The organism is Tahibacter amnicola, from assembly GCF_025398735.1.
In the GTDB taxonomy this organism is placed as follows: domain Bacteria; phylum Pseudomonadota; class Gammaproteobacteria; order Xanthomonadales; family Rhodanobacteraceae; genus Tahibacter; species Tahibacter amnicola.
In genome coordinates this window covers 6115728-6136335 of record NZ_CP104694.1, presented here as the reverse complement: position 1 = coordinate 6136335, position 20608 = coordinate 6115728, and the positions used below count along the sequence as shown (strand labels likewise).

General features: G+C 68.0%; 15 protein-coding genes. 8 read left to right on the top strand and 7 right to left on the bottom strand.

Features of this window, described 5'->3' with window-relative positions; all coding sequences use genetic code 11:
- Positions 1-82: 82 nt before the first annotated feature.
- The gene (locus tag N4264_RS24310) at positions 83-1708 is read left to right on the top strand and encodes a tetratricopeptide repeat protein (protein WP_261694792.1); all 1626 of its coding nucleotides are present in this window, start codon (positions 83-85) and stop codon (positions 1706-1708) included.
- A 58-nt stretch (positions 1709-1766) separates the two neighbouring features.
- Here N4264_RS24310 and purD read toward each other — a convergent pair whose 3' ends face one another.
- From purD to N4264_RS24280, 6 genes are all read right to left on the bottom strand, one after another.
- Positions 1767-3047 (bottom strand): phosphoribosylamine--glycine ligase, encoded by a 1281-nt coding sequence (purD, locus tag N4264_RS24305; RefSeq protein ID WP_261694791.1) that lies wholly within the window; start codon positions 3045-3047, stop codon positions 1767-1769.
- Between the two features lie 74 nt (positions 3048-3121).
- Positions 3122-4477 (bottom strand): AMP-binding protein, encoded by a 1356-nt coding sequence (locus N4264_RS24300; protein ID WP_425508296.1) that lies wholly within the window; start codon positions 4475-4477, stop codon positions 3122-3124.
- An 18-nt stretch (positions 4478-4495) separates the two neighbouring features.
- A complete protein-coding gene (gene tsaC / locus N4264_RS24295) occupies positions 4496-5062 on the bottom strand; it encodes an L-threonylcarbamoyladenylate synthase type 1 TsaC (RefSeq protein WP_261694790.1) in 567 nt (188 codons plus the stop codon).
- Between the two features lie 52 nt (positions 5063-5114).
- On the bottom strand, positions 5115-7625 hold the full coding sequence (locus N4264_RS24290; RefSeq protein ID WP_261694789.1) for a DNA topoisomerase I: 2511 nt from the start codon (positions 7623-7625) through the stop codon (positions 5115-5117).
- A gap of 295 nt (positions 7626-7920) precedes the next feature.
- On the bottom strand, positions 7921-9081 hold the full coding sequence (gene dprA, locus N4264_RS24285; protein ID WP_261694788.1) for a DNA-processing protein DprA: 1161 nt from the start codon (positions 9079-9081) through the stop codon (positions 7921-7923).
- A 179-nt stretch (positions 9082-9260) separates the two neighbouring features.
- Positions 9261-10415 carry a LysM peptidoglycan-binding domain-containing protein gene (locus N4264_RS24280; RefSeq protein ID WP_261694787.1) on the bottom strand — a complete coding sequence of 385 codons (1155 nt, stop codon included), beginning with the start codon at positions 10413-10415 and terminating at the stop codon, positions 9261-9263.
- Between the two features lie 215 nt (positions 10416-10630).
- Between N4264_RS24280 and def the strand changes: the two genes are divergently transcribed.
- The 6 genes from def to N4264_RS24250 all read left to right on the top strand — a co-directional run bounded on the left by def (position 10631) and on the right by N4264_RS24250 (position 17962).
- A complete protein-coding gene (gene def, locus N4264_RS24275) occupies positions 10631-11140 on the top strand; it encodes a peptide deformylase (RefSeq protein ID WP_261694786.1) in 510 nt (169 codons plus the stop codon).
- 7 nt (positions 11141-11147) lie between these two features.
- On the top strand, positions 11148-12092 hold the full coding sequence (gene fmt, locus N4264_RS24270; protein WP_261694785.1) for a methionyl-tRNA formyltransferase: 945 nt from the start codon (positions 11148-11150) through the stop codon (positions 12090-12092).
- Positions 12089-13390, top strand: coding sequence for a 16S rRNA (cytosine(967)-C(5))-methyltransferase RsmB (rsmB, locus tag N4264_RS24265; RefSeq protein ID WP_261694784.1), 1302 nt, complete (start codon positions 12089-12091; stop codon positions 13388-13390). The genes fmt and rsmB overlap by 4 nt, the downstream gene beginning before the upstream one ends.
- Entirely contained in the window at positions 13365-14003 is a 639-nt protein-coding gene (locus N4264_RS24260; RefSeq protein ID WP_261694783.1) for a DUF4390 domain-containing protein, read from the top strand. Before rsmB ends, N4264_RS24260 begins: the two co-directional genes overlap by 26 nt.
- Complete coding sequence (locus N4264_RS24255) at positions 13979-16141, top strand: sensor histidine kinase (protein WP_261694782.1); 2163 nt, start codon at positions 13979-13981, stop codon at positions 16139-16141. The genes N4264_RS24260 and N4264_RS24255 overlap by 25 nt, the downstream gene beginning before the upstream one ends.
- A gap of 84 nt (positions 16142-16225) precedes the next feature.
- Positions 16226-17962 (top strand): ArnT family glycosyltransferase, encoded by a 1737-nt coding sequence (locus N4264_RS24250; protein WP_261694781.1) that lies wholly within the window; start codon positions 16226-16228, stop codon positions 17960-17962.
- Between the two features lie 30 nt (positions 17963-17992).
- On the opposite strand, the gene N4264_RS24245 is transcribed toward N4264_RS24250, so the two are convergent.
- Positions 17993-18763, bottom strand: a complete 771-nt coding sequence (locus N4264_RS24245) for a glycosyltransferase family 2 protein (protein ID WP_261694780.1) — start codon at positions 18761-18763, stop codon at positions 17993-17995.
- Positions 18764-18867: 104 nt separating this feature from the next.
- Between N4264_RS24245 and N4264_RS24240 the strand changes: the two genes are divergently transcribed.
- Entirely contained in the window at positions 18868-20547 is a 1680-nt protein-coding gene (locus tag N4264_RS24240) for an ArnT family glycosyltransferase (RefSeq protein WP_343231980.1), read from the top strand.
- Positions 20548-20608: the final 61 nt, after the last annotated feature.

Here is a 20608-nt window from a genome sequence, read left to right as displayed (position 1 = left end):
GCGGCCGGCGCACGCCATCGTTCAGGCCCAGCCCTTACACTTCGCCTTTTCTGCCATCACCGCGCGGCGGTACCGGAGTCCCATGAATCGCATCCGACTTGCCCTTGCCTGTGCCCTGGCGCTGGGCTGTGCTGCCTCGGCGTTTGCGGCCGGCGTCATCAAGCCGTTGCCGCAACCGGATCTGTCCCGGCTGGACAAGGCCCAGGCCGAGACGCTCCAGAAGACACGCGAGGCGTTCGAGACGGCCCGCAAGACCCTGATCGGCCCGCCGCTGGCCGAGGCCTATGCCCTGATTGCCGGCGACTATGCCCGGGCGGGGTACCCGGAGATCGCCGAGGTGGCGCTGTTCAATGCCAACGCCGTGGCGCCGGAAGACGGCCGCTGGATCTACGTGCAGGGCGTGCTGGCCAGCCAGCGCAATCAGGCCGCCGTTGCCAGGGACTATTTCGAGAAAGCCTTCGCCGTCGACAAGAAGTACCTTCCGATCCGCGTCGCGTTGGTCACGGCCTTGTTGGCGCAGGGCGAGGTGGCCCGGGCCGGCCAGCTCGTCGACGAGGGCATCGGCATCGCCAAGACCGAGCCCAAGCTCTACGCCCTGCGCGGCGAAGTGGCCCTCAAACAGAACCGTCCGGCCGACGCCGTGGTCGCGTACACCGAGGCGCTCAAGCTCGATCCGAATGCGAACAAGCTGTACGGCCCGCTCGCCGACGCGCTGCAGGCCAAGGGCGACGCTGCGGGCGCGGCCGCCGCGCGTCAGAAGGCCGGGCAGACGCCGCCGCGCCTGGCCGATCCGCTCGCGGTCGGCTTTTCGCGTACCGGCCCCAAGCCCACGGAAGATCCGATTGCCCTGGCAACGTTCTTCGCCAATGCCGGCCAGTACGCCGTCGCGCGCCAGCACCTGGATCGCGCCCTGCAAGAGAAGCCGGGCAACGTCGGCATTCTGGGCATGTACGCCCGGATCGAAGCCATGGCCGGGAACCTCGATGCCGCCCGCGCACGGGCGGACGCGGCGATCAAGGCCGCGCCGGATGACGCACTGCCGGTGCTGACCCGCGGCGTGATTGCCGAGACCGCCGGTAACGAGGACGCTGCCCGTGCCGACTACGAGAAGGTCATCAAGGCCGATCCCAAGCTCGCCGAACCGCGGCTGCTCCTGGGCAACCACTGGATGCGCAAGGGGCAGTACGCCCAGGCAATCGAGCAGTACCGGCAGCTGACCGTCATTGATGCCGAGCGTCTGGAGAATTACAACCGGCTCGCGGCTGCTCAGGTACTCGCCGGAAAGTGTGCGGACGCGCTCAAGGATGTGGACGCGGGCCTGCGGGCACATCCGCGCAATGCGCTGCTGGTGCAATTGTTCGTCCGCCTGGCCAGCACCTGTCGCCAGGCAGGCGATGCGGAGCGGGGCATGGCGCTGGACCTGGGCAAGCGTCTGTATAACCAGGTCCCCAGCCCGCAGATCACCGAGGCGCTGGCCCTGGCCCAGGCGGCCAACGGTCATTTCGACGAAGCGGTGCAGCTGCAGGGTGCTGCGATCTTCGCCGCGGTGCGCGATGGCGGCAATGCGGCCGCCGACCACTATCGCGACTATTTCCAGCGGTTCCAGGCCAGGCAGCTGCCGGAACGCCCCTGGCCAGCCACGATCGCGTACTACAAGCCCGAGCCGCTGCGCCCGATTCCGGCGGCCGACGCCGAGCCTGCGAAGTAATCAATGCAAGATGCCGGGGCCCCGTCCGGGGCTCCGGTTGTTCGGCTGAAGGGGCGGTTCAGCGCGACAGGGCGCGGTGGCCGATGTCGCGCCGATAGAACATGCCTTCGAACTGCACCTGCCGTGCGACATCGTAGGCGCGGTCACGTGCCTTGCCGATGTCCTCGCCCAGCGCGCAGATCGTCAGCACGCGTCCACCGGCGCTGACCGCGCGGCCTTTGTCATCCAGGCGCGTGCCGGCCTGGAACACCTTGGTGTCGGCGCCGGTGTACTTGTCCAGGCCGCTGATCGCATCGCCCAGGCGGACAGTGCCCGGATAACCCTGCGCCGCCGCCACGATGCCCAGCGCGGGGCGCGGGTCCCACTCGGCCTGCACGCGATCGATGCGGCCGTCGAGCGCGGCTTCGATCAGTTCGAGCAGGTCCGAGCGCAGGCGCATCATGATCGGCTGGGTTTCCGGATCACCGAAGCGCACGTTGAATTCGATCACCCTGGGTGCGCCGGTCTTGTCGATCATCAGGCCGGCGTAGAGGAACCCGATGAAGGGCGCGCCTTCGGCGGCCATGCCGGCGAGGGTAGGTTCGATCACTTCCTTGAGGATGCGTTTCTCGACGTCGGGGGTGACGACCGGGGCTGGCGAGTAGGCGCCCATGCCGCCGGTATTCGGACCCATGTCGCCCTCGTCGCGGCGCTTGTGGTCCTGGCTGGTCGCCATCGGCAGGGCGCGGCGGCCGTCGCTGATCACGATATAGCTGGCTTCTTCCCCTTCCAGGAACTCCTCGATGACCACGCGCGAGGACGCATCACCCAGCGACTTGGCACCCAGCATGTCGCGCAGGGCCTGCTCGGCGTCGGGCAGGGTCAGTGCCACCACCACGCCCTTGCCGGCGGCCAGACCGTCGGCCTTGATCACGATCGGTGCGCCGTGCTGGCGGACATAGGCCAGGGCCGGCGCCAGATCGGTAAAGGTGGCGTAACGGGCAGTCGGGATGTTGCGCCGGGCGAGGAAGTCCTTGGCGAAGGATTTGGAGCCTTCCAGCTGAGCGGCGATGCGGCGCGGGCCGAAGCAACGCAGCCCGGCGCTGCGGAATCGGTCGACGATGCCGGCCACCAGCGGGCCTTCCGGGCCGACGACGGTGAGGTCGACCCGCTCGCGCTTGGCAAGATCGATGAGGCCGTCGAGATCGGTCATCGGCACGGCAACATTGCGCACGCCAGGCTCGGCGGCGGTACCGGCATTGCCCGGGGCAACCAGCACTTCCGTGACGCGCGGGGACTGCTTGAGCTTCCACGCCAGGGCGTGTTCGCGGCCGCCGGAACCGATAACAAGAATTCTCATGCCTTGCCCATCCGAGTCTGCCGCGCCCCCGCGGCGAAGGGCGCGCATTGTAGCTGGTGTGACCGCCAGGACGGTCAGCGCAGAGCCGCGAGCAGGTCCGTACGGGGGAGTTTGCCCGTCTCGTTACGCGGTAGCGCGGACACCAGGCGCAATGGTCTTGGCAGGAAGGCCGGATCGATCGATTGCCGCAGCGCGGCCAGGAGATCGGCTTCGGTCAGGCCGGGTGCCACGGCCAGTGCCGCCACGCGTTGTACCCCGGCCGCATCGGCGTCGCCCTGGAAGACTACCCCGTCGACAACGCCCGGAATGGCCAGGAGGCGCCGGGTGAGGTCGCCCAGCGAGGCGCGCTTGCCGGCGATCTCCAGCAGGTCAGCGTTGCGCCCGCAGAGCCGGAAGCGGCTTTCCGGCAGCAGCTCGATGATGTCCTGCAACAGCACGGGCGCCTCGAACCAGGGGGCGTCGACCGTGGTGCCGTCCGGTTGGGGGCGCAGCAGCACGCCCTCGTGCCGACGCCAGGCGTCTTCCCGGGCGGTCCGGCGATAACCGATCACGCAGGTCTCGGTGGAGCCGAAGACTTCCAGTACGGGGGCTGAGAAGCGGGATTCGGCCTGGCGGGCCAGGTCCGCGGCGAGTGGCGCCGTGGCGCTCAGGAGGCCGCGGATCGGCGGCAAGATGGTGCCATCGTCCTGCGCCACGACGCGCAGGTGAACCGGCGTGGTCACCAGCAGCCGCGGCTCCGGTACTTCGGCTAGCGCGCAGCCGATGTCCGCGGGCAACAGCGGGCGCCCGGCATGGACGGCGAACGGTCCCTGCAGGGGCAGCAACACGGAGGTTTCCATGCCGTACATGTGCTGTGGCGGTACCGTCGCCACGATGTTCAGCGGTTCGGCCGCCAGTGCCTGGACGATGGCCTCGACATTGCGCCGGGTGCTTTCACAGAAGGAGCGCCAGGTTTTGGGATTGGCCTTGGGCGTGCCAGTGGAGCCCGAGGTATAGCCGATGGCGACGATGTGATCGCCGGGGATCGTGAGCGTGGACGGTTCGACGGGATCCAGTGCCAGCGTGGAGATCTCTGGCAGCCGGTGAAAACAGTCCTGCTCGGCGCCCACGTCGCAGTCGCCCAGTGCGTAGCTGCCCGGATGGGCCGCCAGCACTTCTGCAACCGCCTGCGGAGCGCGGCAGGGCGGCAGCAGGTTGGTCTGGCCGGCGAAGGCGATGGCGGCGAAGGCGACGAGAAAGTGGTAGCGGTCTTCGCACAGGTTGACCGCGGCGGACCCGGCCGGCAGTTGCCGCGCGACCGCAGCGACCTCGGCCAGGAAACGGCCTGCGGTGACGGCTTCGCCGTGGCGCCAGGCGACCACGCGCCCGATGTCACCGACGACCACGGCACGACCGGCCGGATTCGGAATCGGTTGAATGACGGCTGACAACGTGTCCCCCAAAACAGGTTAGCGCCGCACGAACTCTCCGGTGATAGCGTCGCGGATCGGCGTCGGACGCTCAAGCCCCCCGACCGGCCCGTCGAGCAGGACGTCGAGGCGCTCACCGAATGTCATACGAACTTCGGCGGCGTTTCGTGCGGGCGGTTCGCCATGCCGGTTGGCGCTGGTGGAGACCAGCGGTCCGCCGAAGGCGCGGCAAAGTGCGGCTGCCAGGGGATGGTCCGTGACCCGCACTGCGATGCCCGGATGATCGCGCGCGATCCATTCGGGCACTTTGTCAGAACGGGGGAAAATCCAGGTATTCGGGCCCGGCCACGAGGCCATGGCCGTGGCCAGGCATTCGCCGGGCACCTGGCGCAGGTCCAGGTACGGTGCGAGCTGGGCGTAGTCGGCGGCGATCAGCAGCACGCCCTGGGCGGCCGGTCGCTCCTTGAGCGCGAAGATGCGGTCCAGCGCCGCGGCGTTGGCCGGGTCGCAGCCCAGGCCGTAGACCGCTTCGGTCGGATAAGCGACGACGCCGCCGCGGCGCAGGGCCGCGACGGCAGCGTCGATGTCGGTCGCTGCGGGCGTCATGCGCGATCCCCGCGTTGCGTGCTACGCAGAGTGCAGCAGGACATGTCTGCAGTCAGGCGCGCTTGGCCGCGGCCTTCTTCGCCGCTGCCTTCTTGGCGGGTACCTTTTTCGCCGCGGATTTCTTGGTCGCCGCCTTCTTGGCCGGAGCCTGGTCGGACGCGGCCTTCTTCGCCGGCGCCTTGGCGGCGGCCTTCTTGGCCGTGGCCTTCTTCGCCGCCGGCGCCGCCGCGTCGGACTTCGCCTTGCCCTTGGCAAAGCGCGATCCGCGCTTGGGTTTATCCGGTGCGGCCGCCAGCAAGTCCGCGCATTCGGCTTCGGTCAGCGATTCGGGTTCGCGATCTTTCGGGATACGCGCATTCTTCGCACCGTCGGTGATGTACGGACCAAACCGGCCACGCAGAACCTGGATGGCGCCGTCGCGGAAGCTGGCAATCACGCGATTGGCGGCGGCTTCGGCCTTCTCCTGCAGCAGCTGCAGGGCGCGGGGCAGTTCGATCGTGTACGGATCGTCCTCGGCTTTGAGCGAAGCGTAGACCTTGCCGTGCTTGACGAACGGTCCGAAGCGGCCGACGCCGACGGTGATGTCCTCGCCGTCGGGATGCGGGCCGAGGTTGCGCGGCAGCTTGAACAGCTCCAGTGCTTCCTCGAGCGTGATCGTGTGCATGCTCTGGCCGGTGCGCAGACTCGCGAACCGCGGCTTGTCCTCGTCTTCCTTGGTACCGATCTGGGCGAACGGCCCGTAGCGCCCCAGGCGCACGGAAACCGGCTTGCCGCTGGCCGGATCGTCGCCGAGCAGGCGCGAGCCGGTGGCTTCGGACTTGTCGACGGTTTCGATCTTCTCGTCCACCAGCGACTTGAACGGTGACCAGAAGCGATGCATCAGCGGCACCCAGTCTTCCTCGCCGCGACTGACCGCGTCGAGCTCGTCTTCGAGCTTGGCGGTGAAGTCGTAGTCGACGTAGCGGGTGAAATGGCCCGAAAGGAATTTGCTCACCGCGCGGCCGACGTCCGTCGGACGGAAGCGCCGGCTGTCGAGCGTCACGTACTCGCGCGCCAGTAGCGTCTGGATGATGCTGGCGTAGGTCGACGGACGGCCGATACCGTATTCCTCCAGCGCCTTGACCAGGCTGGCTTCGGAGTAGCGCGGCGGCGGCTCGGTGAAGTGCTGTTCGGCCAGGATGTCACGCAGCGGCAGGCGGTCGCCGATCTTGAGCACCGGCAGTTTGCGGCCTTCGTCTTCGTCCTCGGCGGATTTCTGGTCGCGGCCTTCCTCGTAGACGGCAAGAAAGCCCGGATCGACCACCGTCGTGCCGCTGGCGCGGAACGCCGACGCGTCGCCGCAGGCCATGTCGACCGAGACGGTATTCATCGTGGCGTGCTGCATCTGCGAGGCCACGGTGCGTTTCCAGATCAGCTCGTAGAGCTTGCGCTGCTCGTCCGATAGCGCGCTGGCGACGCTCGCCGGGCGGCGCATGGCCGACGTGGGGCGGATCGCCTCGTGCGCTTCCTGCGCATTCTTGGATTTGGTCTTGTAGACGTTCGGCGCCGGCGGCACGGAGCCCGCGCCGAAATCGCGGCGGATCACATCGCGCAGCTCGGTGACGGCGTCTTCCGACAGGTGGGTGGAGTCGGTACGCATATAGGTGATGAGGCCGACGACGCCCTCGTCACCCAGCGCAATGCCTTCATACAGCTGCTGCGCCAGGCGCATGGTGCGGCTGGTGGAATACCCGAGCTTGCGCGCAGCTTCCTGTTGCAGCGTGGAGGTCGTGAACGGCGCCGCCGGGCGACGCTTGCGTTCCTTGGACTGTACGTCGCTGACCACCAGCTCGCCCTTGGCGGCGGCCAGCAACGCATCGCGGGCGGCGTGCGCATCGCGGGCGTTGGTCAGGTCGAACTGTTCGAACTTCTTGCCGTTCAGGCGCAGCAGACGCGCGCGGAACGGCTGCGTGGCATGGGCGACGTCGGCGTCCATGCTCCAGTATTCGCGCGGGACGAAACGTTCGATTTCGTCTTCGCGCTCGACAATCATGCGCAGCGCGGGCGACTGCACCCGGCCTGCCGAAAGGCCGCGCTGCACCTTGCGCCAGAGCACCGGCGAGAGATTGAAGCCAACCAGGTAATCCAGGGCGCGCCGCGCCTGTTGCGCGTTGACCAGGTCGAGCGAGAGCTCGCGCGGGTGCTCGACCGCGTCCTTGATGGCCTTGGGGGTAATTTCCGAGAACACCACGCGGTGGACGTCCTTGCCGTCGAGCAGGCCGCGTTCACGCAGGATCTCGCTGATGTGCCAGCTGATGGCTTCGCCTTCGCGATCCAAGTCGGTTGCCAGATACAGGGCTTCGGCCTTGGCCGCCGCCTTGGCGATGGCGTCGACGTGACGTTCGTTCTTGTCAATCACCGCGTAGTTCATGGCGAACTCGCGCTCGGGCTGCACCGCGCCTTCCTTGGGGACCAGGTCGCGCACATGCCCGTAGGAGGCAAGGACGGTGAAGTCCTTGCCCAGGTATTTGTTGATCGTCTTCGCCTTTGCGGGCGATTCGACGATGAGAAGATTCTTGGCCATCGGGTCTGGCGCGTCCTCTGCGCATGCCGGCGGGCGAGCCGCCGACCGCTCTGGTCAGGGTTTGGAAAGGGCCGGGCGCTGCGGACTGCCCTCGTCTTTTTTCATCGTGCACACACGCCGCAGCGTGCTGTCAAGCCGGACTTCGGGAAGTTGTGCGGTGCGACACGGGCGATCGACCATCGTCCGGCCGGTCCGGCAGGACATCGCCGCGACCGAATGGCCTGTTGGAAAAACAATTGCAAAATCAGCGCATTGAGGTCGTGACACGGGTTTCTGGCGGCAAATCTCGGCGCCATCAGCTGCGCATATAGCGGCCGCCCCCGGCGGAAACAACCTCTCCCTGCAGTTCCAGCACCAGCAACATCGAGGAAAGCGCCGAAATACTCATGGCCGCGCGGTCGGCGAGTTCGTCCAGGCTGAGTGGATCGTGGCCCAGCGCGGCGAGAAGGCGCACATAATCGGCGTCGCGCTCGACTCCGGCCGCCTCGACAGGGGAGGCGGCTGCCGGCGCCAGCCGGGCCCGCAGCCGCTCGCCCAGGATGAGGGCCATCGGTGCCAGCTCGGCGACGATTTCCTCGCTGGCTTCGACGAGCTTGGCGCCCTGGCGGATCAGCTGGTGACAGCCGCGCGCGAGCGGATTGTGGATCGAGCCGGGGAGGGCGAACACCTCGCGCCCCTGCTCGGCCGCCAGGCGTGCCGTGATGAGCGAGCCGGACTTGAGCCCCGCCTCGATCACCAGCACCCCGAGGGACAGGCCGGCAATCAGGCGGTTGCGGCGTGGAAAGTGGCCCGGGCGGGCATCGGTGCCCGGCGGAAATTCCGTGACGATGACGCCGCTCGCGCCGATTCGCCCGGCCAGTTCCGCATGCTTGCGCGGATAGACCAGGTCGGGCCCGGTACCCATCACCGCGATCGTCGTTCCTGGCGCCTCCAGGGCGCCCAGGTGCGCGGCACCGTCGACCCCGTCGGCGAGCCCGCTGGTGATGGCAAAGCCGCCCTGGGCGAGGCTGCGGGCGAAACTGCGGGCATTGGCGAGGCCACCGGCGGTTGCACTGCGCGCACCGACCACGCCGATCTGCGGAACCCACAGCAGGCCTGGCTCGCCGATCACGAACAGGGCTGCCGGCGGCTGAGCCGTATCGCGCAGCAACGGCGGGTAATCCGCATCGTGCCAGGTGAGCAGGTGATGCCGCGGCAGGGCAAGCCAGGCTTCGTCCTCGTCCAGACGGCCTTCGTCCGGCTGCCGCAGCCAGGCCAGCGAGGCCTCGTCAATGGCGAATTCGCGGCGCAGCAGGTCGATCGTGTCCACCGCGGCAGTGGCACTGCCGGCGCGCTCGACCAGCGAACGGATGCTGACGCCGCCCAGCCCAGGGGCACGCAGCAAGGCCAGCCAGGCACGGGTTTCCGCGTTGCTGCGCGTCGGTGCCGGGGCAGGGGTATCGGGCGGGGTAGTCATACCATCCTTGGGCCACGTGGGTGCAGCGTCCAGGCTGCCGTGAAGGTGTCTCGCCGCGTAAGACACTGCGAAACGCGCTCAAAACCGCTGGCGTTCAATCCGTTGGCGCACGGTTTCGCGAACCTGAAAGTAAAACGGCGCGGACAAGCCGCGCCGTTGTGAGTCGCTGATCGATACCGTCAGTCGGGTGCGCGCAGGACGTCCTGGCGGTGCACCGGACGCAGGCCGTCCATCACCAGGCCGTAGCTGACCCGGTCGAAGGTGCGGAAGATCATCACGTGGCCGATGTATTCCTCCGGCAGGGTGACCTTGGCGTCCTTCGGGTGGAACAGGTGCTTGGCCGTGCCCTCGGTATAGGCGTAGTCGTCGTTGATCGTCTCGCCCGGCGTATAGATCGAGTACGTCTCGCCGTTCTCGACGCCGTCGGCGGCGCCGCGCGACAGTGCCACGACCTGACGCGGGCCGATCGCGTTCACCGCATCGGTGAAGGCCAGGACCTTGAAGTCGCTCGGCACTTCTTCCGGCGGGTGCGGCAGGTACTGGGAATCGTAGGGCTTGTCTTCGACCGGCATGATCAGGTCGCCGGGGCGAACTTCCATGTCGGAGTAGGTGACCAGCATCGAGCTCGGGCTGCCCTCGCGGGTAACCTGGGCGTTGCCGATGACCTGCACCTCGTAGCCGAGCACCTTCACGTCGCCGGAGAAGGTGTGCTCCATCGGACTGTGCACCCACAGCACCTTGGACTGGCCGTGCAGCGGATCGACCTCGCGCACGTGGGTCGTCGGCGCACCGCCTTTTTCCTTGGGCGGCAGCGAGTAGTACAGGTTGGTCGGCCGTACCACGACGAAACGGTCGCCTGCCTTGCCGTCGCTGTTGCGCACGTAGATCAGGTTGCCGCTGGTCCCGCGCAGCTTGTTTTCTTCGATGGCCAGGACATGCGGCAGGCCCTTGAACGTTTTCTCGTCCACGACCCGCATGTTCTTCAGGAAATGCTCGATGTCCTTGAGCGGAATCGGCTGGATGGCCTCATCCAGTGGCGAGGAGCGCACGCGCGGCCCGGTGCCACTCAGGCGATAGCGCCCGTTGAGATAGGAGAGATTGAGCACATCACCCGGATAGATCAGGTGGGGGTTCTCCACCTGCGGATTGGCCTGCCAGATCTCAGGCCAGAGCCACGGTTTCTTCAGGAAACGCGCGGAAATGTCCCACAGCGTATCCCCGCGTTTTACCGTGTAGGTATCAGGGTGGTCGGTGCGCAACTCGGCTTCGCTGACGGCGGCGGCAGCGACGGTGAGCAGCAGTCCAGCAAAAAGTGCAGGTAGTTTTTTAAGCATGGCTGCCAATTACCTGATTCCCCAAGGGCCTTGTGAGTGTAGCCTAAGAAAAATCGCACGCAAGCGATAGTCGCCGGGCGGTTAAGGCCGCCGGCCGCAAAAATCGCCGCGGCACCCCCTAAGCGGTCGATTCCGCGTAGAATTTCGGCATGTTATGCGCAGGGCGGGTATGGCTTCCGCCAACTTCCGCGCAAATCGCTTTCGAGGTATCCGTCGTGGCAAAGCTGACCATCCTGGAATTTCCCGATCCCCGGCTGCGCACCAAGGCGCAACCGGTGACTGAATTCGGACCGGACCTCAAACGTCTGGTGGCCGACATGTTCGAGACCATGTACGAGGCGCCGGGCATTGGCCTGGCCGCCACGCAGGTCAACGTGCACCGGCAGTTGCTGGTGCTGGATGTCTCCGAGGAGAAAAACCAGCCGCGCGTGTTCGCCAATCCGCGCGTGGTGGCCAAGGACGGCATCCAGACCTACCAGGAAGGCTGCCTGTCCGTACCCGGCATCTACGCAGATGTCGAGCGGGCCAACCTGATCACGGTCGAAGCCGAGGACGCGGACGGCAAGACCTTCCGCCTCGACGCCGACGGCCTCCTCGCCGTCTGCATCCAGCACGAGATGGATCACCTGGCCGGACGCCTGTTCGTCGACTACCTCTCGCCGCTCAAGCGCGAGATGGTGCGCAAGAAGCTCGAAAAGCAGCGCCGCAACGCGGCCAGCGGCTGAGGTTGGCATGAGCCAGGCTCTGCGCGTGGTGTTCGCCGGAACACCGGAGTTTGCCGTGCCTTGCCTCGCCGCCTGCCGTCAGGCAGGGGTCGAGGTGGTGGCTGTCTACACCCAGCCGGATCGCCCGGCCGGCCGCGGGCGCAAGCTCACGCCCAGCCCCGTCAAGCAGGCGGCCGAAGCCGCCGGCCTGCCGGTGGAACAACCCGAAACGCTGCGCAATCCGGCCGCCCGGGCGGTGCTGGCGGCGTACCGGCCGGATCTGATGGTCGTCGTGGCCTATGGCCTGATCCTGCCGCAGTCCGTGCTGGACATCCCGGCCTTCGGTTGCTGGAACGTGCATGCCTCGCTGCTGCCGCGCTGGCGGGGTGCCGCGCCGATCCAGCGCGCGGTCCTCGCCGGTGATGCGGAAAGTGGCGTGTGCCTGATGCGCATGGAGAAGGGCCTGGATACGGGCCCGGTCATCGCGCGCACCGTTACGGCGCTGTCACCTGCGGAGACGGGCGGTTCGCTGCACGATCGCCTGAGTGTGATGGGTGCCGAGGTACTGGCGCCTGCATTGTTGACGCTCGCGGCTGCGCGGCAGGCACCGCCCTGCGACCCGCAGCCGGTGGATGGCGTCACCTACGCACACAAGCTCGACAAGGCTGAAGCGGTGATCGACTGGCGCGACAGCGCACAGGCGATCGAACGCAAGGTGCGCGCGTTTGACCCGTGGCCCGTCGCCGAGGGTGACGTGGCGGGCGAGCGCCTGCGCGTGTGGTCTGCCGTTGCCGTCGGCGACGGCGGGCGCGGTCAGCCCGGAGACATCGTGGCGGCCGGTCGCGATGGCATCGACGTTGCCACTGGCGACGGCGTGCTGCGGATCCGCGAACTGCAGCGCGCCGGTGGGCGCCGTGTGCAGGCCGTGGACTACCTCAATGCGCGTCCCGAGCTGCGCAAGGCCATCACATGAACGACGCGCGGGCTTTGGCCGCCCAAGGCCTCGATCGCATCGTGCGCGGTGGCGTCTCGCTGCGCGCTGCGTTTGCGGAACTTTCCCCTCGTATCAAAGAGCCGCGCGACCGCGCGCTGCTGTCTGCACTGCTGCACGACGGCGCGCGCTGGTGGCCACGCTACGACGCCGTGCTGGACCGCCTCGTGCAGAAACCGCTGCGCACGCGCGAACCGCTGGTGCATGCGCTGATGGTGCTTGGCCTGGTCCAGGTGGCTGCGATGGGCATGGCCGAATACGCCGCTGTCGCCGCGACGGTGGAAGCCGCGCGTCGCCTGAACCGTCCGCACTTCGCCGGATTGATCAACGCGGTGCTGCGCCGCTTCCTGCGTGACCGTGACGATATCGAGGCCATGATCCAGGCCGATCCGGTTGCGGCATCGGCACATCCGCGCTGGTTGATGGAACGCCTGCAGTCCGACTGGCCCGGGCAGTGGCCGGCGATCATCGCGGCCGGCAACGCGGCGGCTCCGTTGGTTTTGCGCGTCAATCGCCGGCGTGCCACCGTTGATGCGCTCCTGGCGCGTCTTCTGGCGGCCGGCATCGAGGCGCAGAAGCACGCGCATCTGGCGGACGCCGTGGTTCTCGCCGAGAGCACCGACGTCACCCAGCTGCCGGGTTTCGCCGAAGGCCTGTTTTCCGTGCAGGACGGCGCGGCCCAGCTGACGGCGCCGCTGCTGGCCCTGGCCGCCGGCCAGCGCGTGCTCGATGCCTGCGCGGCGCCCGGCGGCAAGGCCGCGCAATGCCTGGAACAGGCCGATGTAAAGCTGCTTGCGCTGGATCGTGATGCACGCCGTCTTGAGTCGGTGACCGACACGCTGCAGCGGCTGGGATTGAGCGGCCGCTGCGTCGCCGCCGACGCGGCCACGCCGGATACCTGGTGGGACGGCCAACCTTTCCACCGCATCCTGCTCGATGCCCCGTGCAGCGCCACTGGCGTCATCCGGCGCCAACCGGATATCCGTCTGCACCGCCGTGCGGCTGATATCGCGCCGCTGGTCGCCGAGCAGGCGCGCCTGCTCGAGGCCCTGTGGCCCCTGCTGGCACCGGATGGTCGCCTGGTCTATGCCACCTGTTCGATACTGCGCGCCGAGAACGCGGACCAGGTCGATACCTTCCTGGCCCGTCATCCGGACGCGGTCGCCGAAACCGTCATTCCAGAATGGTTCGGGCGTGCCAGCGGCGCCGGGCGCCAGAACCTTCCGGGGGAGAATGGCATGGACGGGTTTTTCTATGCGGTCCTGCGCAAAGCCGGCTGAACGCCAGGCCCTTGCCTCCCGCGACGGTGTGTCGCGGGGCAGCGCGTTTTCTGCTCCCCTCCTGGTAGCACTTCGCGCACTCGGTGCGGCGGCGCTGCTGCTGCTCTGCGGGTGCTCGTCCAACCAGGCACACCTGGCCGTCGCCTCGGCGCGCATCGAGCCGCGCGGCGGCGCAACGGCCCTGGTGGTCGACTGCGACTGGAAGCCCAGCGAGGCCATGCTCGAGGCGCTGGACCATGGCATCGCGCTGGGCCTGCGCCTGCGCCTGTATCGCGAGCAGCCCGGCCTGATCGGCTGGCGCCGCGTCGCCAGCATCGAGCGCCACGTGGACCTCCGCTACTACCCGCTGACGCGCCGCTACCAGTTGCGTGACCTGGATATCGGCACTGTTCAGAGCTTCGGCGTTCGCGCCGCGGCACTGGCCGCACTCAGCCGGCTGGAACTGCCTCTGCGCGGCGGTGCGATGGCCGCGCAGGCCGGTGAACGTCATCGGCTGCGCATCGAGCTGGATACCTCGGCGCTGCCCGGGGCATTGCGCCTGCCGGCCCTGATCAGTCCCGCCTGGCGCCAGGATGACGTGGAGCTCAAATGGTCCGCTACCGGCGCGGGCTGACGTGGCTGACCCGACGGGTCCTGCCCGCGCTGGCGGTGCTGGCCCTGCTGGGCTGCGCGTTGCTGCTGGCCGGCGATGCGGCCAGTGGCAGCAATCGCCTGGGGCGTCTGTATCCATGGATGCTCGGCTTCGCCAGTCTCGCCTTGCTGGTACTGATTGCGGTGATCGCCGTCCGCCTGGTGCGCCTGTTCCAGGACGTGCGCCGCGAAGTGCCCGGTGCGCGGCTCACGCGCCGGCTCCTGGCCATGCTGATGGTGCTGGCACTGCCGCCGGTCGTGGTGGTGTACGGATTTGCGATCAATTTCCTCAATGCCACGGTCGATGCCTGGTTCAACGTGCGCCTGGAGCAATCGCTGGACGACGCACTGGAAGTCGGGCGGCTGTACATCGACGAACGCCTGCGCGTCACCGAGGAAGCCAGCGCCCGGCTAGCGACGGCCCTGGCCGATGTGCCGGAAGGCGACACCCAGGCGAAACTCGACGAGGTGATCGACGCGCTCGCGGCGACGGAGCTCACCGTGTTCGGCGACAACGCGACGGTGATTGCCACCGCGAGCTCGGATCCGCGATTTCTCAATCCCGCGTACCCGGATGCCGCCACCCTCATGCGCCTGTCCGGCGGTGGTCGCTACGCCTCGGCCGAACCGATCGGCGAAACCCTGGTGCTGCGCGTGCTGGCGCGTGTGGGCGAGGCCAGCGGCAAGCCGCGGTTGCTGCAGGCCCTGTTTCCGCTGCCGGAGAAGCTGCGCCCGCTGACCCAGCACATTGAAGCGGCCAGTTTTGACTTCCAGCGCCTCAAATTCCTGCGCGGCTCGCTCAAGCTCACCTTCACCCTGGTGCTGACGTTCGTGCTGCTGCTGTCGGTGTTGTTCGCCCTGCTCACGGCCTTCGGCGTGGCGCGCCGGCTGGTGGCGCCGATCGGCCGCCTGGCCGCCGCGACGCGCGCGGTGGGCGCGGGCCGCTATGACACGCCGCTGCCGGTGGCCAGTCACGATGAGCTGGGTTTTCTGCTCGATTCGTTCAACCAGATGCAGCGCGAACTGGAACGTGCCAGTGCGCGGGCCCAGCGCAGCACCCAGGAAACCGAGGCGCAACGGGCCTATCTGCGCACCGTGCTTGAGCACCTGTCGGCCGGCGTGCTGGGCATCGATCGCGACGGCGTGCTGCGCACGGTCAACCGTGCGGCCGACAGCATTCTCGGCGTGGCACTGTCGCGCCTGCAGGGCCAGCCGCTGGCGACCGTGCGCGCCCACCAGCCGGAGCTGGCGCCGCTGATCGATCCGCTGCTGCGGCACCTGCGCGAAAACGCGCGTGAGTGGCGTGAAGAAGTGGTGGTCGAGCGCGACAACGAACGCCGCATCCTGCTGCTGCACGGCACCGAGCTGGTCGCCGGCGGCGCCGACGATGCCGGTTACGTGGCGGTGTTCGACGACCTGACCCTGCTCAACCGGGCCCAGCGCGACGCGGCCTGGGCGGAAGTCGCGCGGCGCCTGGCCCATGAGGTGAAGAACCCGCTCACGCCGATCCAGCTGGCCGCCGAACGCCTGCGCCGGCGCTTTATCGGGCGCCTGCCCGTCGATGACACCGACCTGATGGACCGCGCCACGCGCACCATCGTCAACCAGGTCGAAGCACTCAAGGCGATGGTCAATTCGTTCGGTGACTATGCGCGTCCGCCGCAGTTGTCGACGCGGCCGCTGGCGCTGCACGCACTGGTCGGCGAGGTGCTCGACCTCTATGAAAACGACCAGCGCCTGCAACTGGTGCGCCGCTTTGCCGCCGAGGAACTACTGGTACGCGCCGATGCCGGCCGGCTTCGCCAGCTGTTGCACAACCTGATGAAGAACGCGCTTGAGGCCATCGGTGAGACCGTCAAGCCGCGTATCGAGGTGAGCACGTCGCGGGTGGAGGAGGGCGACCGAGCGTTTGCGGAGTTGACGGTCGCGGATAACGGCCCCGGCCTTCCCGAAGGCTTCGACGAACGCTGGTTCGAGCCCTACACCAGCAGCAAGGCACGCGGTACGGGCCTGGGTCTTGCGGTCGTGAAGAAGATCGTCGAAGAGCACGGCGGCAGTATCCGCGCAGAAGGTCGTGAGGGCGGGGGCGCCAGTTTCCGCCTGCGCCTGCCGCTGGATTGAGCGGCCGCACGGTAGCGTCCGTGGCTGCCGTTATACTTGGCGATCCGGCACCGGCCGCCGACCGTTGCGAACTACCAAGCCTTCATGTCTACCACTGTGCGCTCTGCCGTGTCCTGGTCGCTGACGCCGCGCCAGGAGGTGTGGCTGTTCTTCGCCATCGCCTTTGTCATCCTGTTTGCCGGCCTCGGCCTGCGTGACCCGTGGCCGGCCGACGAGCCGCGCTTTGCGCTGGTCGCCAAGCAGATGGTGGAAAGCGGCAACTGGCTGATCCCGCATCGCGGTAGCGAGCTGTACTCGGACAAGCCGCCGCTGTTCATGGCGCTGCAGTCGTTCTTCTACACGCTGACCGGCCAGTGGCGCGTTGCCTTCCTGCTGCCGTCGCTACTGGCCGGGCTGGGCATGCTCGGGTTGACCTACGATCTCGGGCGGCGCCTGTGGAATCACCGGGTCGGCCTGTATGCGGCTTCTGCGCTGTTGTGCACGTTTCAGTTTGTCTACCAGGCCAAGCGCGCGCAGATCGATCCCACCGTCAGTTTCTTCATCACGGCCGCAAACTACGGGCTGCTGCGCCATTTCCTGCTAGGCCCCGACTGGCGCGCCTACTGGTTCGGCTGCTTTGCCGCGGGGCTGGGCGTCATCACCAAGGGGGTGGGCGTACTCGCGCTGCTGATGTTCGCGCCGTACCTGCTGGCGCTGTGGCAGGAGTGGAACGGCGTGGCGCGCAATCCCGGCGGCAACTGGCGCTGGCTGGCGGGCGGCCTGTTTTTCATGGCCGCGACGGCGCTGTGGCTGGCACCGATGTTGTACGCGGTGAAGACGCAGACCGCGCCCGAGTACGCGGCGTACATGAACGATATCCTGTTCCGGCAGACGGCCGGCCGGTACACGGAGTCCTGGGATCACCACCAGCCGCCCTGGTACTACCTCGGCGTGGTCCTGTTTGCCTGGCTGCCGCTGTCACTGACGTATCCCTGGGCTATCCCACGCTGGTGGCGGGCTCTCAAGGCGCGCGACGCACGCATCCTGCTGCCCCTGGTGTGGGTATGCCTGGTCGTGCTGTTTTTCACCTTTCCCAAAGGCAAGCGTGACGTCTACATCATGCCGGCCCTGCCGCTGCTCGCCCTGCTGGTGGGCTCGCAGATCGAATCGATCGTCCAGTCGCTGAATTTCCGGCGGCTGGTGGCGGGATTTGTCGGGGCACTGGGCTTGCTGTTCACCGTCGTCGGCGCACTGGCCTGGGGCGGGCACCTGGAGAGGGCCAATCGCATGGTCGAGCAACGCGGCCTGGAAGCAGGCGGTGCGGTGCTGTGGGGTTTCGTGGTCGTGGTGGGCGTGATCTGCGTGGTGGCTGCGCTGGCCGGCCGTACCAGACGTCCCTTGCAGGCACTGGCCGCGAGCCTGGCCGCGCTCTGGCTGGGCTGGAGCTTCTGGGCCTATCCGGTGCTCAACGATTCCACCTCAGCGGTCGGCGTCATGCGCCGCGCCGGCGAGATGATCGGTCCCGATGCCGAGCTCGCCCTGGTGGCGTGGAAAGAGCAGAACCTGCTGCACGCGGATCGCCCCACGCGCGATTTCGGGTTCGTTCGCCCCTGGCATTCGCAACTGCAGGACGCCGCCCGCTGGCTGCAGGAGAACCCGCAGAAGCGCTGGGTGTTCATCCTGCGCGGGGCCTTCGGTGAATGCGTCGATCCGGCGAAGGCCACCTACGTCGGCCACGCCAACCGGCGCGAGTGGTACCTCATCCGTAGCGATGCGCTGCGCGAAGGCTGCGATCCGGCGAAGGCGATAGCGGGCGAAGACGACGACAATCCGAACACCTGATCCCGCGTGTGAGGTACGCGTCGACGGTGGTCAGTCGATGCGCAATCCCCGCTCGAGCAGCCACAGCTTGATGAACTTCTGCCGCACGTAGTTGGATTCCACCCAGGCATACACCAGCCCGCGCCAGCCGTCGCGGAAGCCGGCGCGCAGCACGATGCCGCGAAAGAACCGCCAGAACGGATTGAGCACGATATTGGCCATGGAGGCGCGACGACCGCGGGCGTGGTCGTGCCGGGCCATCAGGCGGGCATATTTCTCCAGCCGGTTGATCTGGTCGGCGAGCGAGCGATAGGCGCGGTGTTCCAGGTCGCCGTCCAGGGTCTTCACGGCCCCGTCGACGCTGACGTGCTCGTGGATCTCGCGATCGCCGCGCCAGCCGCCGTGGCGCCGGTCGAACAGGCGCAGCACGCGATCCGGATAGGCGTTGCCATGGCGCAGGAAGGCGCCGAAGTACTCGGTGGCGCGGGCGAAGCGGTAGCCCGGTACGGGGAATCCGGCCTCGCGCTCACGCTCGATCGCCGCGCGCAGTTCCGGAGTGACCCGCTCATCGGCGTCCAGGCATAGCACCCAGTCGGCGGCGGCCTGCCGGACGGCGAAATCCTTCTGCGTGCGGTAACCGTCGAACGGGCGTTGCAGCACGCGTGCGCCCCGGGCCTCGGCGCGCTCGCGCGTGTCGTCCGTCGAACCGGAATCGACCACGACGATGTCGTCGCAGAAGGCCAGTGATGCCAGGCATTCGTCGATGCGGTCGGCTTCGTTGAACGTGATGATGCAGGCGCTGAGGCGGGGGCGGGTGGTCATGCGCGGAAGGCTCGGGAAGCGATCCGGCAAGCATAGCCGGCCGCGGCCCGGTCCGGCCCCCTCTGGGCTACACTGCGCGCCCCCGGAATCCGTGAGAGCGACCGTTGTCCAGCCGCCGACTTCCCGTGCCGCCCGCCTGGTTGATGCTGTGGTTGTGCGTAGCGTTCTTTGCCATTTTCCAGCACGGCCCGATGCCGTTGTATTCGACGCGCACGCTTGCCGTGGCCTGGGAAATGTGGGATCGCGGCCAGTTCCTCGTGCCGCATATCAACGGCGAGCCGTACAGCCACAAGGTGCCGCTGCTGTTCTGGCTGATCCACGCCGGCTGGGCGGCGACAGGTGTGAACGATGTCTGGCCGCGCGTGCTGCAGGTGCTGATTGGCGCTACCTGGCTGGTGGCCGCGGCGGCGCTGGCGCGGCGGGTTTTCGCGTTGCGTCCTGCGGTCGGGCGCATGGCGCCGTGGTTCCTGATCGCGCTGGCCTATTCGTTCCTGTTCGGCCTGCAGATCATGTACGAGGTGCTGCTGGCGGCCTGCGTCGCCGGCGCGATGCTTGCCCTCACCGGGCGTCCCCGCTGGACCTGGTTTGCCCTGGCGGTCGGTGCCGGCCTGATGACCAAGGGGCCGGTGGCACTGTTGCATGTGGCGTTTCCCTTCCTGCTCGGTCCCTGGTGGAGTGAACACGCCCGTGCCGACCGGCGCGGCTGGTACCTGCGCGGTGGCCTGGCGCTCCTGGCCGCGTTTGCACTGTTGGTGGCGTGGGCTGTGCCGGCGGGGTTTGCCGGCGGCGAGGAATACCGGAACCAGCTGTTCTTTTCGCAGACCGCCGGCCGCGTGGTGCAGAGTTTCGATCATGCACGGCCGCTGTGGTGGTACCTGCCGATGCTTGGCGCGCTGCTGTTTCCGTGGATTGGCTGGCCGCGCCTGTGGCGGGCCGTGGCGACCTGGCGCCGCCCGCTCGGCGACGGCGAACGGTTCCTGATCGCCTGGCTGGTTCCCACGTTCGCGGTGTTCTGCCTGATCTCCGGCAAGCAGGTGTACTACCTGCTGCCGCTGCTGCCAGGCGTGGCCATGGCGATGGCGCGCGCCGTCAGCCGCCAGCAGCAGACGGACGGCGGGCACGGCTGGCGCTGGTCCGCCTGGCCGCTCGCGGTGACGGCGCTGCTGTTTGCGCTCTATCTGGCCGCGTTGCCGTTCCTGCGCGACAGCGGCCATCTGCATTCGCACTGGCTGCACGATGTGGCGCGGTACAGCCCCTGGTTCGCCGTGGGCTTTGGCGTGCTGGGCGGCGTACTGCTGCTGCCCGGCGAAGGGGAGACCGAATTGCACCGCATTGCCGGGGCGACGCTGCTGGGGGTCGGACTGGCACATGCCCTGTTCGCCCATACGCTGTTCCACAATTTCAACCTGAACCCGGCAGCGGACCGCCTGGCGCGCGCGGCGGCAGAGGGGCGTCCCATCGCCAACGTCGGCCCCTACGAGGGGCAGTTCCATTTTCGCGCCCGGCTGCGCATCCACATCGAAGACATCACCGTGCACCAGATCGGCGAGTGGGCGCGCACGCATCCGCGCGGGCTGATCGTGCAGTACCCGGCCAAGATCCGTCCCCAGGCGCGCCGCTATGCCGACCTGATCCAGCCGTTCCGGAACCGCTGGCTGGAGATCTGGCAGGCTGATGCCCTCGCGGCCGTCGAGGCCGGCCGGACCCCCGCCGATCCACCCCGCACCACCGCCCTGCATCCGCCGGATTACTGGCGCTTCGGTCCGCCGCCGTCACGCGAGTAGGCGCGGCAAGGCAGTCGACCTGACCGGTGCCCGCCGATGCGCTATGCTGCACCGTCGTTTT

Coding starts and splice junctions, on each gene's coding strand:
- rsmB (WP_261694784.1), top strand. CDS start 12,089: ATGAACGACGCGCGGGCTTTGGCCGCCCAAGGCCTCGATCGCATCGTG.
- N4264_RS24250 (WP_261694781.1), top strand. CDS start 16,226: ATGTCTACCACTGTGCGCTCTGCCGTGTCCTGGTCGCTGACGCCGCGC.
- dprA (WP_261694788.1), bottom strand. CDS start 9,081: ATGACTACCCCGCCCGATACCCCTGCCCCGGCACCGACGCGCAGCAAC.
- fmt (WP_261694785.1), top strand. CDS start 11,148: ATGAGCCAGGCTCTGCGCGTGGTGTTCGCCGGAACACCGGAGTTTGCC.
- N4264_RS24310 (WP_261694792.1), top strand. CDS start 83: ATGAATCGCATCCGACTTGCCCTTGCCTGTGCCCTGGCGCTGGGCTGT.
- N4264_RS24290 (WP_261694789.1), bottom strand. CDS start 7,625: ATGGCCAAGAATCTTCTCATCGTCGAATCGCCCGCAAAGGCGAAGACG.
- N4264_RS24245 (WP_261694780.1), bottom strand. CDS start 18,763: ATGACCACCCGCCCCCGCCTCAGCGCCTGCATCATCACGTTCAACGAA.
- purD (WP_261694791.1), bottom strand. CDS start 3,047: ATGAGAATTCTTGTTATCGGTTCCGGCGGCCGCGAACACGCCCTGGCG.
- N4264_RS24280 (WP_261694787.1), bottom strand. CDS start 10,415: ATGCTTAAAAAACTACCTGCACTTTTTGCTGGACTGCTGCTCACCGTC.
- tsaC (WP_261694790.1), bottom strand. CDS start 5,062: ATGACGCCCGCAGCGACCGACATCGACGCTGCCGTCGCGGCCCTGCGC.
- N4264_RS24260 (WP_261694783.1), top strand. CDS start 13,365: ATGCGGTCCTGCGCAAAGCCGGCTGAACGCCAGGCCCTTGCCTCCCGC.
- N4264_RS24255 (WP_261694782.1), top strand. CDS start 13,979: ATGGTCCGCTACCGGCGCGGGCTGACGTGGCTGACCCGACGGGTCCTG.